The sequence below is a fragment of the Cellulomonas sp. C5510 genome (assembly GCF_019797765.1).
Classification (GTDB): domain Bacteria; phylum Actinomycetota; class Actinomycetes; order Actinomycetales; family Cellulomonadaceae; genus Cellulomonas.
Genome location: NZ_CP081862.1, coordinates 228,985 through 243,232, shown reverse-complemented (window position 1 = coordinate 243,232; position 14,248 = coordinate 228,985). Strand labels below are relative to the sequence as shown.

Genomic DNA, 14,248 nt, shown 5'->3' with positions numbered 1-14,248 from the left:
TTCCTCCTCGGCTCGGACGTGCGGGAGGTGCGGGGGTGCACGGCCGCTCCCGGGCCGCCGCGCACGGTGCGCGGGTCAGCCCCTGCGGGGCGCGATCGCGCGACGGCGGGTCAGGACGGAGAAGGCGGACGCGAGCGCCACCGCCAGGATCGCCGCCACGGCCAGGACCACGAACGGTGCGGTGCCGGTGCCCGGCTCCCCGCCGGTCAGGTCGGCGACCGGCCGCCAGCCCCCGCCGTCGCCCACGAGAGTCGCGACGAGCAGGACCGGGCCGACCGTGAGCGGGAGCGTCAGGGTGCCCCACCAGCCGCCGCCCACTGCGTAGACGGTGCCGACGAGCAGCCCGGACAGGTGGGCCACGACGTAGGTCGCCAGATAGCTGACGAAGGCGGCGGCCAGGCCCTCGGACGGCGCGAACCAGCCGTCCACCAGCCCCCAGTCCCACCCCATCGCCCGGTACCACGTGCGCTCGGCGAGCAGCCCGGCCGTCATCGCGGCCGAGAACACGGCAGCGATCACGACCACCGCCCCCAGGGTGCCGTGCACGTAGCTGCGCCGTGTCATGCCGTTCGCGACGTGCACCGTCGGGTGCACGGAGGCCACGCCGATGAGCACCGAGAAGGGGAACCAGATGCCGCTCTGGCGGGCGAACCAGACCACGGACATCTCGACGTGGCCGACGGCCGCGACCACCAGGGGCACGGCGACGACCACCACGACGAGGATCGCGGCGTAGATCCCGGCGATCGGCGCGAACCATCTCAGCAGGTTCCGGGCGGTGCGGAGCGCGGGCCCCCGCCGGCGGGGCGTGCCGGCCGGCCACAGCGGCCTGCCGCGGGCGGCGCCGGCCGCGGGCGACGGTGCGTGCGCGGTGGTCATCGGACCCTCCCCAGCTCCTGGACGACTTCGCCGGCGCCCTCCGCGGTCAGGTGGACGAACAGGTCCTGCAGCGGCACCGGGCCGATCTCCAGGCCCACCGAGCGGGCGTCAGCGAGCTCCGCGTCCGACAACGTGGCGAGCACGGTGGCCTGGGCCGTCCCGCCGAGCTGCTGCCGGCCGAGCACGGTACGCCCGACGACGAAGCGCTCGACCTCCCGCACGGCGCCGGTGACGGACACACCGCGCGACGTCAGCTCGTCCGCCTCCTGCGCGAGCAGCACCCGTCCGTGGTCGATCACGACGACGTGCTCCAGCAGGCGCTCGACCTCCGCGATGAGGTGGCTCGACAGCAGGACGGTGCGGGGGTGCTCGACGTAGTCCTCCAGGAGCGCGTCGTAGAACGCGTACCGGGCCGGGGCGTCGAGCCCCAGGTGCACCTCGTCGAGGATGGTGAGGTCGGCGCGCGCCGCGACGGCGAGGACGATCCCGAACGCGGACTTCTGGCCGCGGGACAGCTTCTGGGGCTTGGCGCCGGGGTCGAGCGCGAACCGGTCCATGAGGCGCTCGGCGACCTCCCGGCTGAACGCGGGGCGGCTGTCCGCCGTGTAGCGGAGGTTGGTGCGCAGCGTCTCGGTGTCGAGCACGTCGCCGGACTCACGGACCAGCAGGATGCGCGGCACGACCTCCTCGTCCTCCCAGGGCTCGCGGCCCCCGACGAGCACCCGTCCGGCCGTCGGCCGTCGGAACGCCGCGACCACGGACGCGAGCGTGGTCTTGCCCGAGCCGTTGCGGCCGAGGAGACCGGTGATGGCACCGGCGGGGACACTGAGCGTCACGCCGTCGAGGGCGACGGTCCGCCCGTAGCGCACGGTGAGGTCCTGGACCTCGACGTCGAGGGCGGTCACGACGCCTCCCCGCCCTGGCGCGCCGCGTGGTCGCGCAGTCGCGCCACGACGTCCTCGAGCGGGATGCCGAGCGCGCGGGCCCGCTCCGCGACCGGGTCGACGACCTCTGCGAAGAACGACTCACGCCCCTCGGCGCGCAGCCGGTCGGGCGCGCCCGGGGCCACGAACATGCCGACGCCGCGGCGCTTGTACAGGATCCCGTCGTCGACGAGCTGCGCGAAGGCCTTGGCCGCCGTGGCGGGGTTGATGCGGAAGGTGGTGGCGTACTGCGTCGTGCTCATCACCTGCTCCTCGGGCTGGAGGTCGCCCCGCAGGACGTCCTGGCGGATCTGGTCGGCGATCTGCACGTAGATGGGGTCACGCCCGTCGAACACGCGCACCCACCTCCTCGCCGGTCCTGTGGTTCGTTACTCCACTAATGAACCACAGCACCTCACGTCCGCACAAGCCCGGGCAGCACAGAGCCCGCCCGGCGGACGCGACGGTCGTGCCGTCGTATCCGCCGGGCGGGCTCGACGAGGCGTCAGGCCCGGGCGGCGCCCAGGCGCGCGGCCAGCAGCTCCGCGACCTGCACGGCGTTGAGGGCCGCGCCCTTGCGGAGGTTGTCGTTCGAGATGAACAGCGCGAGGCCCCGGCCGTCCGGCGCGCCCGGGTCCTGCCGGATGCGCCCCACCAGGGACGGGTCCGCGCCCGCGGCGGCCTGCGGCGTCGGCACGTCCGCGAGCTGCACCCCCGGCGCGCCGGCGAGCAGCTCGTACGCACGCTGCGGGGTGATCGGCCGCTCGAACTCCGCGTTCACCGACAGCGAGTGGCCGGTGTACACCGGCACCCGCACGCACGTGCCGGACACCAGCAGGTCCGGGATGCCCAGGATCTTGCGCGACTCGTGGCGGAGCTTCTGCTCCTCGTCGGTCTCCAGCAGGCCGTCGTCGACGATCGACCCCGCCAGCGGGATGACGTTGAACGCGATCGGGGCGACGTACTTCACCGGCTCCGGGAACGTCACGGCGGACCCGTCGTGCACGAGCGCGAGCGTGTCCTGCTCGACCGCCGCGCGCACCTGGCCGTCCAGCTCCTGCGCGCCCGCGAGCCCGCTGCCGGACACCGCCTGGTACGTCGACACGATCAGCCGGCGGAGCCCGGCCTCCTCGTGCAGCACCCGCAGCACGGGCATGGCCGCCATGGTCGTGCAGTTGGGGTTCGCGACGATGCCCTTCGGGATGGCGTCGAGCGCACCGGGGTTCACCTCGGAGACGACCAGCGGCACGTCGGGGTCCATGCGCCAGGCGGACGAGTTGTCGACCACGGTGACGCCCGCCGCCGCGAACCGCGGCGCCTGGGCCTTCGAGGTCGCGCCGCCCGCGGAGAACAGCGCGATGTCGAGCCCGCTCGGGTCGGCGGTCGCGGCGTCCTCCACGACGACGTCGCGCCCGCGCCACGGCAGCGTCGAGCCCGCCGACCGCGCGGAGGCGAAGTAGCGGATCTCCGCGACGGGGAAGTCCCGCTCCTCCAGCAGCCGCCGCATGACGGCACCGACCTGGCCCGTCGCCCCGACGACCCCGACCCGCAGCCCGGCGCGCGCCTGCTCGCTCATCGTCCCGTCCCTCCGTACACCACGGCCTGCTCGTCGGCGCTGTCCAGGTCGAAGGCGGTGTGCACCGCGCGGACGGCCTCGTCGAGCTGGTCGGACCGCGTGACGACGGAGATGCGGATCTCCGACGTGGAGATCATCTCGATGTTGATCCCGGCCTCCGACAGCGCCGCGAACAGCCGCGCGGACACCCCGGGGTGCGACTTCATCCCCGCGCCGATCAGCGAGAGCTTGCCGATCGTGTCGTCGTACTGCAGCGACGTGAAGCCGATGTCCGGCTGGTGCTCCGTCAGGGCGGTCGTCGCCGCGGCGCCGTCGCTCGCGGGCAGCGTGAAGGAGATGTCCGTGCGGCCGGTCGCCGCGACGGAGACGTTCTGCACGATCATGTCGAGGTTCACGCCCGCGGCCGCGACGACCTCGAAGATGCGCGCGGCCTTGCCCGGCACGTCCGGGACGTCGACGATCGTGATCTTGGCCTCGCTGCGGTCGTGCGCGACGCCGGCGATGATCGGCTGCTCCATCGGTGCTCCTTCTTCGTTCGGCGCGTCGGTGACGAGCGTGCCCGTGTGCGTGGAGAACGACGACCGCACGTGCACGGGCACCGCGTAGCGGCGGGCGTACTCGACGCAGCGCAGCATCAGCACCTTCGCGCCGCTGGCCGCCATCTCGAGCATCTCGTCGTAGCTGATCCGGTCGATCTTGCGGGCGGACGGCACGATGCGCGGGTCCGCGGTGAACACGCCGTCCACGTCGGTGTAGATCTCGCAGACGTCGGCCTGCAGGGCGGCCGCGAGCGCGACCGCGGTGGTGTCGGAGCCGCCGCGGCCGAGCGTCGTGACGTCGTTGGTGTGCTGGGTGACGCCCTGGAACCCCGCGACGATGGCCACGGCGCCGGAGGCCAGCGCGGCGGCGATGCGGCTCGGCGTGACGTCGATGATGCGTGCCTTGCCGTGCACCTCGTCGGTGATGACGCCCGCCTGCTGGCCGGTGAACGACTGCGCCTCCACACCCAGGCTGCTGATCGCCATCGCGAGCAGCGACATGGAGATCCGCTCGCCCGCGGTCAGCAGGATGTCCATCTCCCGCGACGGCGGCAGCGGGGTCATCTGCTGCGCGAGGTCGATGAGCTCGTCCGTCGTGTCGCCCATCGCGGACACGACCACCACCACGTCGTCGCCCGCGCGCCGGGCCTCCGCGATCCGCTTCGCGACGCGCTTGATGCTGTCGGCGTCGGCGACCGACGAACCGCCGTACTTCTGCACGATGAGGGCCACGAGTGGGGACTTTCCGGGTGGCGGGGTCCGGCCGCGGGGGCGACCGGCAGGGGTCGGGCGAAGTCTAGGACGCGCCGGCGCCCGCCCTCCCGGGCCGCCCGCATCGCGGGACCGGGCTGTCGCGGCTAGAGCAGCGAGGCGGCCAGCCGCACGATCAGCACCGCCACGACGACGAGGAACACGACGCGCACGAACCCGCTGCCCCGGGCGACGGCGGTGCGCGCCCCGAGGTACGAGCCGAGGACGTTCGCCGCGCCGACCAGCAGCCCCAGCCGCCACAGCGGGGCGCCCTGCGCCGCGAAGACGACGAGCGCGCCGAGGTTGGTGGCGGCGTTCACGATCTTCGCCTGGGCGGACGCCTCGAGGAACGCGTACCCGAGCACGCCCACCAGCGCGATGACCAGGAACGACCCCGTCCCCGGGCCGAGGAGGCCGTCGTAGAACCCGATGCCCGCCCCGAGCCCCAGCGCCACGGCCAGGTGCGTGCGGCCCTGCCAGCGCAGGGCGGTGGAACGGCCGACCTGCGGACGGGCCACCGTGTACGCGGCGACCGCGACCAGCGCCACGAGGATCACGGGCACGAACACGTCCTCGGGCAGCGACGACGCGAGCCCCGCCCCGCCCGCCGCGCCGGTGAGCGCCGCGAGCGCCATGGGCCCGGCCGTCGAGAGGCCGGGTTGCACACGGCGGTAGTAGGTCGCGGCGCTGACGGACGTCCCCAGGACGCCGGCGAGCTTGTTCGTCGCGAGCGCCTGCACCGGGCTGATGCCGGGCACGAGCAGCAGCGCGGGGAGCTGGACCAGCCCGCCCCCTCCGACGACGGCGTCGACCCACCCCGCGGCGAAGCCGGCGAGCACCAGCAGCAGCACCGTGCCGACGGTGAGCTCGAGCCCCGAGACCGTCACGAGGCGGGCGGGCGGTGCGCCGCCACGATCGCCGCGCCGGCGCGACGCAGGTGCCCGGCGACCGCCTCACCGGTGTCCGGACCACCGACGTAGCCCGCGACCATCGCGCCGTCTCGGAGCATGACGAGCTCCTCGGCGGCGGCCGCCGCGCCGGGCACACCCAGCGCGGTGAGCAGCTCCGTGGCGGTGGACACCATCCACCTGCGGTGCTCGGCGACCACCGCCCGGACCGGGTGGCCCGGGTCGGCGTACTCCGCCGCGGCGTTGATGAACGGGCAGCCGCGGAATCCGGGCAGGCACGCCGCACCGCCGAGCACGTCCGCGTAGGCGTCGAGCACCGCGCGCGCGTCCCCGGGGTGCGCGGCCCGGTACTCGTCGACCGCGGCGCGCTCGGCCTCGGCGACCGCCGTCAGGTACGCGACCACCAGCGCGTCCTTGGTCGGGAAGTGCCGGTAGAACGTGACCTTCGAGACCCCGGCCTCGGCGATGACGCGGTCGGCGCTGACGGTGCGGATGCCGTCGGCGGCGAAGCGCCGGACGGCGGCGTCGAGGATGCGGGCCGCGACGGGGGATGCGGACGTCGGCGCGGGCGTCGGCACGGCAGGCTCCCCTCGGGTCGGTGCAGCGGGACGTCGCCCGCGCGCCGATCCAGTCTGGCACGTCGCCCTCCTGCGTGATTCACTGTAGACGTACTAGTTCGTCTACCAGCGTCGAGCACGAGGAGCACCGCATGAGCGCCGTCTACACCGCCGTCGCGACGTCGACCGGCGAGGGCCGGGCCGGGGGCCGGGTCGCCACCGACGACGCCGTGCTGGACCTGACGCTGGCCGTGCCACCGGCCATGGGCGGCCCCGGCGGCGGCACGAACCCCGAGCAGCTGTTCGCGGCCGGGTGGGCGGCGTGCTTCCACTCCGCCCTCAAGGGCGTGGCGGCCGCGGCGAGGACACCGATCCGGGACTCCGCCGTCGTCGCCGAGGTCGGGATCCTGCCGGACGGGTCCGGCGGCTACACCCTCGAGGCCGCGCTGCGCGTCGAGCTCGGCGGCGTCGACCAGGAGACCGCCGAGCGGCTCGTCGCGCAGGCGCACCAGGTCTGCCCGTACTCCAACGCCACGCGCGACAACATCGAGGTCACGCTCGAGACCACCGTCGGCTGACCCGGTCCCCGCGCCGCCTCGCGCGGCGCGGGGTCGGCACGGCACCCGGGTGCAGGGGACCTCCGCCGCAGGCGTGCGGGACGCGGTTGCGGACGCCCCGCGCGGTCTCAGCGCTGCAAGGCGTCGTACTCCGCCTCGGCGGCGACGTCGTCCTCGACGTCCAGCCGCAGGTGGGCGAGCAGGGTCTGCAGGGTGCGCAGCACGCTCGACGCCCGTTCGCCCCACGCCGACAGGTACGAGAACTGCCACCACCACAGGGCCTCGAGCACGTGCCCCCGGTCGTAGTGCCGCAGCCCCTGGACCAGCGCCCCGGCGATCGCCACCAGGTCCCCCGACAGCGTGGCTGCGGTCACCTCCGCGCCGAGCACCGGGTCGACGACCTCCGCGTACTCGTCCACACCGTCCAGGACGTTCGCCAGAGCCGACCGCAGCGGGTCGACGTCCGGGTCCGGGCCGACGTCCGGCTCGTACCGCTCGTTCGGCACCACGTCGACGATCGCCCCGAGCCGGGCGCCGACCCCCAGCACGTCCGACACGGCGAGCAGCAGCAGCGGGATCGCGGCGTCCGGGTTCGCGCCGGCGCCGACCTCCGTGACCGTCGAGAGGAAGGCCCGGGACTCCCGCGCGACCGACTCGGCGACGGCGCGCAGGTCCGCGGCCTCGGCGTCGACGTCCGGCGCGGCGGCGGTGACGGGTGCGTCGTCAGATCGGGTCACGCGGGCCATCGTGCCCCCCACCGCCGCGACACGCCCAACGGGAGGCCACGCCTCCCGGCGGACACCCAGGTCAGGCGCTGATCCGGCGACGGCCCTCGAACGCGCGGCCCAGCGTGACCTCGTCCGCGTACTCCAGGTCCCCGCCGACCGGCAGGCCCGACGCCAGCCGGCTGATCGTCAGACCCATCGGCACCAGGAGCCGCGCGAGGTACGTGGCCGTGGCCTCGCCCTCGACGTTCGGGTCCGTCGCCAGGATCACCTCGGTGACCGTGCCGTCGGCCAGGCGCGTCATGAGGTCCTTGATGCGCAGGTCGTCCGGGCCGACGCCCGCGATCGGGTTGATCGCCCCGCCCAGCACGTGGTACCGCCCGCGGAACTCACGCGTGCGCTCGATCGCCACGACGTCCTTGGGCTCCTCGACGACGCAGAGCACCGCCGGGGAGCGCCGGGGGTCGCGGCAGATGCGGCAGAGGTCCTCCTCCGCGACGTTCCCGCACTGCACGCAGAACCGGACGCGGGCCTTGACCTCCGTGAGGGCGTCGACCAGCCGGCGCACGTCCGTCGGGTCGGCCGCGAGGATGTGGAACGCGATGCGCTGGGCGCTCTTCGGCCCGACCCCGGGCAGCCGCCCGAGCTCGTCGATCAGGTCCTGGACCGCGCCTTCGTACACGCGGACAGCCTACGGCCCGGCACCGACGCGGGCCCCCGCGCCGCTCCGGCCGGCCCCGCCGGCTCAGGACGTGCGGTCGTCCGGCTCCTCGACGACCGTCGCTCCCAGCATCTGCGCGAGCAGCGGGACGCCGGACAGCCCGGACGACCCGATGTCCGGGTCGTCCATGGAGGGCTCGTCGTCCGCCCACGTCAGGCGGGGACCGGCCTGCGCCGTGCCCGCACCGCCAGCACCGCCTGCGGCCGCGGCGCGCGCGGCGGCCCGCACGCGGTCCGCGCCGCTCGGCGGGGCCGGGGCCCAGTCGTCCTCGGGCGGCGGCTCGGGCGCGCCGGGGTCGTCCGGGTCGGCGTCCCACGGCGGCGGGGCGGAGGGGGCCCGGTCACCGGCGGGGCCGGGGCCGGGCGACGCGTCGTCCCGTGGGGTCCGCGGACGACCGGCGCCGCCCTCACCGGCCGCGGACCCGGCCGTGTCGCCGGGCGCGGCGGCGGGGTGCGCCGGGTGCCCGTCGCCGGCGCCCCGTCCGGGTGTCCGCGCGGACGGACCGGCGGAGGCGGGACCGCGTACCCCGCCCGGCTGCCCCGCGACCGGGCGCTCGTCCGGGCCGCCGGGGCGAGGCGCCCCGTCGGGGTCGTCGTCGGCGGGGCCGTCCGGGGCCGCGCCGGGGCCCGGGCCGTCGTGCGACGCGCGCGCACCCGGCTCGGGCGCGGACCGGGCCGCGGGCGCGTCCCACGACGCGGCCGCCTCCGCGGCCGACGGGGCGCCACCGCGGGCGCCGGCGGGCGCCGGGCCCTGCGGGTCGGCGGGCCGTCCCGCAGCGGACCCCGGGCCGGCGAGCACGGGCTCGACCTTCACCGAGAACCCGAGCGTCTCCCGCACCGCCTGCTGCACCAGGTCCGCGTGCGGCCCGGACCGGAACGCCGACGCCAGCCCGGGGGCCGAGAAGCCCAGGCGCAGGGTCGTGGCGTCGAGCTCGACGACCTGGGCGTTCTGGCTGATGAGCACCCACGTGGTCTTCTTGAGCCGGCCGAGCGTGTCGAGCACCTCGGGCCAGCGGCGGCGCAGCACCTCGGTGTCGCCGCCGCCGGGCGCCCCGGCGGGGCGCTCCACCGGGGCGACGGGCTCGGCGACCGGCACGTCGTGGACGACGGGATCGGGGGTCGCGGCGTCCGCCGACGGTGGCGCGGCGGCGACCGGCGCGGCGTCGGGTCCGGCAGCCTCCGGCTGCTCCGCCGCGTCGACGGGACCCTCGTCGACGGGGGCACCCGCTGTCCCGCGCCGGCCGGGCGCGGGGACGTCCGGCCAGGTGGTGTCGCCGCCGGCGTCCGGCGTCGCCCCGGACGCCGGCGCGGAGGTGGACGGCGCCGCGCCGGCAGGTGCCGACGGCGTGGCAGGTGCCGACGGCGCGGCAGGTGCCGGCTCAGCGGCGGGCGCCACGGCGCCGTCGGAGACCACGGCGGCGTCGGGCCCCGCGGCGGGTGCGCCCTCCGCGGCGGGCGCGGCGGTGGACCGCTCCGTGCCCGACGGCTCGACCGCAGGCCGCGCGGGAGCAGACCCCGCGGGGGCAGCCGGCCCGGCCGGGGGCGGCTCAGCCGGCGTGACCACGGCGACGCGCTCGACGGGTGCGGCCGGCGCGAAGGACCCGGGGGCCTGGCGCGCTCCGGCGGCCGGCCCGGCTCCCGAGCCCCCGTCCCCGGCACCCGGTGCGGCCGCCGCGCCGACGCGGACCCCGTCCCGTTCGAGCCGGTCGAGACGCGCGCCGAGCCCGGCGGCGGAGTCGTCGAGCGCGGGGAGCAGCAGCCGCGCCACGAGCAGCTCGAGGTGGAGGCGTGGCGACGTCGCCCCGGTCATCTCGGTGAGCGCGGCGTTGACGAGGTCGGCGGACCGGGACAGCTCGGCGGCGCCCAGGTGGGCGGACTGCGCCTGCATCCGGGCGAGCTGGTCGCCGGGCACGTCGCGGAGCACGGCGGCCGCGGCGTCGCCGGACGCCGCCAGGACGATGAGGTCGCGCAGCCGCTCGAGCAGGTCCTCCACGAACCGGCGCGGCTCGTGGCCGGTGGCGATGACGCGCTCGACCACCCGGAACGCGCTGGCGCCGTCCCGGGCGGCCACCGCCTCGACCAGGTCGTCGAGCAGGGAGGCGTGGGTGTAGCCGAGCAGCGCGACCGCGGCCTCGTAGTCCAGCCCCTCGGGCCCCGAGCCCGCGATGAGCTGGTCGAGCACGGAGAGCGAGTCGCGGACGGACCCCCCGCCGGCCCGCACGACGAGCGGGAGCACGCCGGACCCGACCTGGACGCCCTCCGCGCGGCAGAGCTGGTCGAGGTAGCCGACCATCACGTCCGGCGGCACGAGCCGGAACGGGTAGTGGTGGGTGCGGGAGCGGATCGTGCCGATGACCTTGTCGGGCTCCGTCGTCGCGAAGATGAACTTCACGTGCTCCGGCGGCTCCTCGACGATCTTCAGCAGGGCGTTGAACCCCTGGGGCGACACCATGTGCGCCTCGTCGAGGATGAACACCTTGTACCGGTCGCGCGCGGGCGCGAACGTCGCGCGCTCGCGCAGGTCGCGCGCGTCGTCGACACCGCCGTGGCTCGCCGCGTCGATCTCCACCACGTCGAGGCTGCCGGGGCCGCCGCGTGCGAGCTCGACGCAGGACTCGCACACGCCGCACGGGGTGTCGGTCGGCCCCTCGACGCAGTTGAGGCAGCGCGCGAGGATGCGCGCCGACGTCGTCTTGCCGCAGCCGCGCGGGCCGGAGAACAGGTACGCGTGGTTCGTCTGCCCCGTGCGCAGCGCCTGGCGGAGCGGACCGGTGACGTGGTCCTGTCCCACGACCTCCGCGAAGGTCTCGGGCCGGTAGCGGCGGTACAGGGCTGTCGTCACCCCCAGAACTCTAGAGGCCGCCGCCCACAGGCCGGCACCCGCGGGCGGGCGGGCCGGGGACGGTCCTGCCGCCCGGTGGGGCGGGCGCCCCGGGGCGTGAGACCGCGGGACCGCGCACTCCGGGCCGGTGCTATCGTCGCCGCCGTCCGCCCCCGCACCGGGACAGGAGTCGAGCACGTGAGCACCCCCGCCGCTTCCGAGCACCGCGCGCCGTCGATGCGCGCCACGGCCGGGGCGAGCTGCGGGCTCATGTGCTGTCAGCGAATGTGCTGACGCTGCGTCCTCGCAGCTCCGGCCTCCCGCGGCGGGCCCGCCGCCCGGCCTGACGCTCCGCGCGAGCACCGGCCGGGACGCACCGGACCTCACGCGCCCCGCCCCGGCGGAACCCCCTGGGCGTGGCGCTCCCGGCCGCCACGGGACCGCCACCCCGGCGTCGCGGCCCCCGCACGCCGGTCACGCCCCGCACGGTCCGCACCGGACCCCCCTGCCCGCACCGCCTTGCACGGCGCGGGCCGGCTACCTGGAAGGCACGCACCATGAAGCGCAGACTGACCGCCACCCTCGCCGCCCTCACGCTGGGCACGCTGGCCGCGTGCTCCGGCGGCGAGCCGTCGGCCCCGACGTCGGCGGACCCCGAGAACCCGGTCACCGTCACCATCGGCGTCGCGGACAAGGCGCAGGAGTACTGGACGACGTTCACGGACCTCGCCGAGCGGGAGGGCATCGACGTCGAGCTGGTGAACTTCACCGACTACCAGCAGCCGAACCCGGCGCTGAGCAGCGGGCAGCTCGACCTCAACCAGTTCCAGCACCTGCTGTTCCTCGCGGACTACAACGTCAACGCGGGCGACGACCTCACGCCGATCGGCAGCACGCTGATCTACCAGCTGGCGCTGTACTCGACGAAGGGCTACGCGACGCCGGACGACATCCCCGACGGCGCCGAGATCGCGATCCCGAACGACGCGACCAACCAGGCCCGCGCGCTGCTGGTGCTGCAGGCGGCCGGCCTCGTCACCCTCACCGGCGGCGGCGACGCGCTGTCGACCCCGGCGGACGTCGACGAGTCGGCGTCCCGCGTGACGGTCGTGCCGGTCGACGCGAACCAGACGGCGGTCCAGCTCCAGAGCCTCGACGGCGCCGTCATCAACAACACGTTCGCGACGGACGCGGGACTCGACCCGACCGAGGCGATCTTCTCCGACCTCGACGACCCCGACCAGGCGCGCCCGTACGCGAACGTCTGGGTGGCCCGCGCCGAGGACGCCGACAACCCCGTGTACGCGCAGCTGGTCGAGATCTACCAGCGCGACGAGGTCGTCGGCCAGCTCGAGGACGAGAACAAGGGCACGGCCGTGAGGCCGGACCTCTCGCCCGAGGAGCTGCAGTCGAGCCTGACCGACCTCGAGGACCTGGTCCGCGACCAGTCCTGACACCCGGCGCCGGGCGGCCCGCGAGGTCGCCCGGCGCCGTCGCGGTCCGGCCCGCCGGACGGCACGACCCTGCCCCGCCACACCACCTGGACGGTGACCCCGATGACCGCGATGGTCTCCCTGCGCGACGTCACGAAGGTGTTCGACGGGCCCTCGGGCCCGGTCCGCGCCGTCGACGGCGTCTCGCTCGACATCGGGCGCGGCGACGTGTTCGGCGTGATCGGCTACTCGGGCGCCGGCAAGAGCACGCTGGTGCGCCTGATCAACGCGCTCGAGACGCCCACCGGCGGCGAGGTCGTCGTCGACGGCACCTCCCTGACCGGGTTGTCGGAGCGCGGGCTGCGCCCCGCCCGGGCGGGGATCGGGTTCATCTTCCAGCAGTTCAACCTGCTGAGGTCCCGCACCGTGGCCGGCAACGTCGCGTACCCGCTGCGCGTCGCGCGCTGGCCCCGGGAGCAGCGCCGCGCGCGAGTCGCCGAGCTGCTCGAGTTCGTGGGCCTGGCCGACAAGGCGAAGCAGTACCCCGACCAGCTCTCCGGCGGGCAGAAGCAGCGCGTCGGCATCGCCCGCGCGCTCGCGGCCTCACCGGCCCTGCTGCTCGCGGACGAGGCGACGAGCGCGCTGGACCCCGAGACCACCAAGGACGTCCTGGACCTGCTCCGGCGCGCCAACCGCGAGCTCGGCGTGACGATCGTCGTGATCACGCACGAGATGTCCGTCGTGTCCTACCTGTGCAACCGCGTCGCGGTCATGGAGCACGGGCGCGTCGTGGAGTCCGGCGACGTGTACGACGTGTTCGCCCACCCGCAGGCCGCCATCACGCGCCGGTTCATCGGAGCCGCACTGCACGACCGGCCGCGGCCCGACGTCATCGCCCGCCTGCGGGAACGGCACCCCGGCCGGATCGTCACCGTGGCCGTGCGGGAGACGGAGGGCCGGCCGGGCGTCTCGATCACCGAGCGGCTGCGCGCCCACCACGTCGACGGCTCCGTGGTGTTCGGCGGGATCACCGAGGTGGGCTCGCGGCCGCTCGGCTCGCTGACGTTCGCGCTGACCGGCGCGGACCAGGACGTCGACGCCCTGGTCGCCGACCTGCGGGAGCACACCGAGGTGGTCGAGCACGACGCCGACGGGGACCATGCCGGCCCCGAGGCCGAGGGGGTGACGGCATGACCACGCCCAACGGGACCTCGCTGTGGCCCGCGCTGTGGGCGGCGCTCGGCCAGACGATGCAGATGGCGGTCGCCGCGCTGGCGATCGGCGGGCTGTGCGGGCTGGCGCTCGGCATCGCGCTCTACGTCACCCGCCGCGGGAACATCCTGCAGAACCGTGCGGTGTTCACGGTGCTGAACGTGCTGGTCAACATCGTCCGGCCCATCCCGTTCATCATCTTCATCACCGCCGTCCGGCCGCTGACCCAGACGCTCACCGGCGCGTCGTTCGGCGTCGGGGCCGCCATCCCGGCGCTGGCGATCATGGCGACGTTCGCCACCTCCCGGATCGTCGAGCAGAACCTCGTCGCGCTCGACCCGGGCGTCGTGGAGGCGGCACGGGCCATGGGCGCCGGCCCGCTGCGCATCATCGCGACCGTGATCGTGCCCGAGACGCTCGGCCCGCTGATCCTCGGCTTCACGTTCCTGTTCGTGGGCATCGTCGACATGACCGCGGTCGCCGGGGCGATCGGAGCGGGCGGGCTCGGCGACTTCGCGATCGTCTACGGCTACCAGCGGTACAACGACGTCGCGACGTGGACGGCCGTGGCGGTCATCGTCGTGATGGTGCAGCTGGCGCAGATGCTCGGGAACGTCCTGGCGCGGCGGGTGCTGCGGCGCTGACCGC

General features: G+C 75.4%; 14 protein-coding genes. 4 read left to right on the top strand and 10 right to left on the bottom strand.

All coding sequences use genetic code 11. The features are described from left to right. Positions 1–75: 75 nt before the first annotated feature. The 7 genes from K5O09_RS01060 to K5O09_RS01030 form a co-directional block, all read right to left on the bottom strand. Positions 76–879, bottom strand: a complete 804-nt coding sequence (locus K5O09_RS01060) for a hypothetical protein (RefSeq protein ID WP_222171063.1) — start codon at positions 877–879, stop codon at positions 76–78. Then, on the bottom strand, positions 876–1,784 hold the full coding sequence (locus K5O09_RS01055; RefSeq protein ID WP_222171062.1) for an ABC transporter ATP-binding protein: 909 nt from the start codon (positions 1,782–1,784) through the stop codon (positions 876–878). The genes K5O09_RS01060 and K5O09_RS01055 overlap by 4 nt, the downstream gene beginning before the upstream one ends. Continuing rightward, on the bottom strand, positions 1,781–2,158 hold the full coding sequence (locus tag K5O09_RS01050) for a GntR family transcriptional regulator (protein WP_222171061.1): 378 nt from the start codon (positions 2,156–2,158) through the stop codon (positions 1,781–1,783). Before K5O09_RS01050 ends, K5O09_RS01055 begins: the two co-directional genes overlap by 4 nt. Positions 2,159–2,307: 149 nt before the next feature. Next, entirely contained in the window at positions 2,308–3,378 is a 1,071-nt protein-coding gene (locus K5O09_RS01045; RefSeq protein WP_222171060.1) for an aspartate-semialdehyde dehydrogenase, read from the bottom strand. Next, a complete protein-coding gene (locus K5O09_RS01040) occupies positions 3,375–4,649 on the bottom strand; it encodes an aspartate kinase (protein ID WP_222171059.1) in 1,275 nt (424 codons plus the stop codon). The genes K5O09_RS01045 and K5O09_RS01040 overlap by 4 nt, the downstream gene beginning before the upstream one ends. Before the next feature lie 125 nt (positions 4,650–4,774). Beyond that, on the bottom strand, positions 4,775–5,554 hold the full coding sequence (locus tag K5O09_RS01035; RefSeq protein ID WP_222171058.1) for a TSUP family transporter: 780 nt from the start codon (positions 5,552–5,554) through the stop codon (positions 4,775–4,777). Beyond that, the gene (locus K5O09_RS01030) at positions 5,551–6,153 is read right to left on the bottom strand and encodes a TetR/AcrR family transcriptional regulator (RefSeq protein ID WP_222171057.1); all 603 of its coding nucleotides are present in this window, start codon (positions 6,151–6,153) and stop codon (positions 5,551–5,553) included. Before K5O09_RS01030 ends, K5O09_RS01035 begins: the two co-directional genes overlap by 4 nt. 131 nt (positions 6,154–6,284) lie before the next feature. Here K5O09_RS01030 and K5O09_RS01025 point away from each other — a divergent pair, with 131 nt between their 5' ends. Continuing rightward, positions 6,285–6,710 carry an organic hydroperoxide resistance protein gene (locus tag K5O09_RS01025; RefSeq protein WP_222171056.1) on the top strand — a complete coding sequence of 142 codons (426 nt, stop codon included), beginning with the start codon at positions 6,285–6,287 and terminating at the stop codon, positions 6,708–6,710. A 107-nt stretch (positions 6,711–6,817) separates the two neighbouring features. Here the strand turns inward: K5O09_RS01025 and K5O09_RS01020 are convergent, their stop codons facing one another. The 3 genes from K5O09_RS01020 to K5O09_RS01010 form a co-directional block, all read right to left on the bottom strand. Continuing rightward, positions 6,818–7,426 carry a DUF5063 domain-containing protein gene (locus tag K5O09_RS01020; RefSeq protein ID WP_255595953.1) on the bottom strand — a complete coding sequence of 203 codons (609 nt, stop codon included), beginning with the start codon at positions 7,424–7,426 and terminating at the stop codon, positions 6,818–6,820. A 70-nt stretch (positions 7,427–7,496) separates the two neighbouring features. Continuing rightward, positions 7,497–8,096: a recombination mediator RecR gene (recR, locus tag K5O09_RS01015; RefSeq protein WP_222171054.1), complete on the bottom strand. Its 600-nt coding sequence runs from the start codon at positions 8,094–8,096 to the stop codon at positions 7,497–7,499. 63 nt (positions 8,097–8,159) lie between these two features. Beyond that, the gene (locus K5O09_RS01010; RefSeq protein WP_222171053.1) at positions 8,160–10,976 is read right to left on the bottom strand and encodes a DNA polymerase III subunit gamma and tau; all 2,817 of its coding nucleotides are present in this window, start codon (positions 10,974–10,976) and stop codon (positions 8,160–8,162) included. Between the two features lie 536 nt (positions 10,977–11,512). On the opposite strand from K5O09_RS01010, the gene K5O09_RS01005 reads away from it, so the two are divergent. The 3 genes from K5O09_RS01005 to K5O09_RS00995 all read left to right on the top strand — a co-directional run bounded on the left by K5O09_RS01005 (position 11,513) and on the right by K5O09_RS00995 (position 14,244). After that, positions 11,513–12,409: a MetQ/NlpA family ABC transporter substrate-binding protein gene (locus tag K5O09_RS01005; protein WP_222171052.1), complete on the top strand. Its 897-nt coding sequence runs from the start codon at positions 11,513–11,515 to the stop codon at positions 12,407–12,409. Between the two features lie 102 nt (positions 12,410–12,511). Continuing rightward, positions 12,512–13,582 carry a methionine ABC transporter ATP-binding protein gene (locus K5O09_RS01000; protein ID WP_222171051.1) on the top strand — a complete coding sequence of 357 codons (1,071 nt, stop codon included), beginning with the start codon at positions 12,512–12,514 and terminating at the stop codon, positions 13,580–13,582. Further along, entirely contained in the window at positions 13,579–14,244 is a 666-nt protein-coding gene (locus tag K5O09_RS00995; protein ID WP_222171050.1) for a methionine ABC transporter permease, read from the top strand. Before K5O09_RS01000 ends, K5O09_RS00995 begins: the two co-directional genes overlap by 4 nt. The last annotated feature ends 4 nt before the right edge of the window (positions 14,245–14,248 follow it).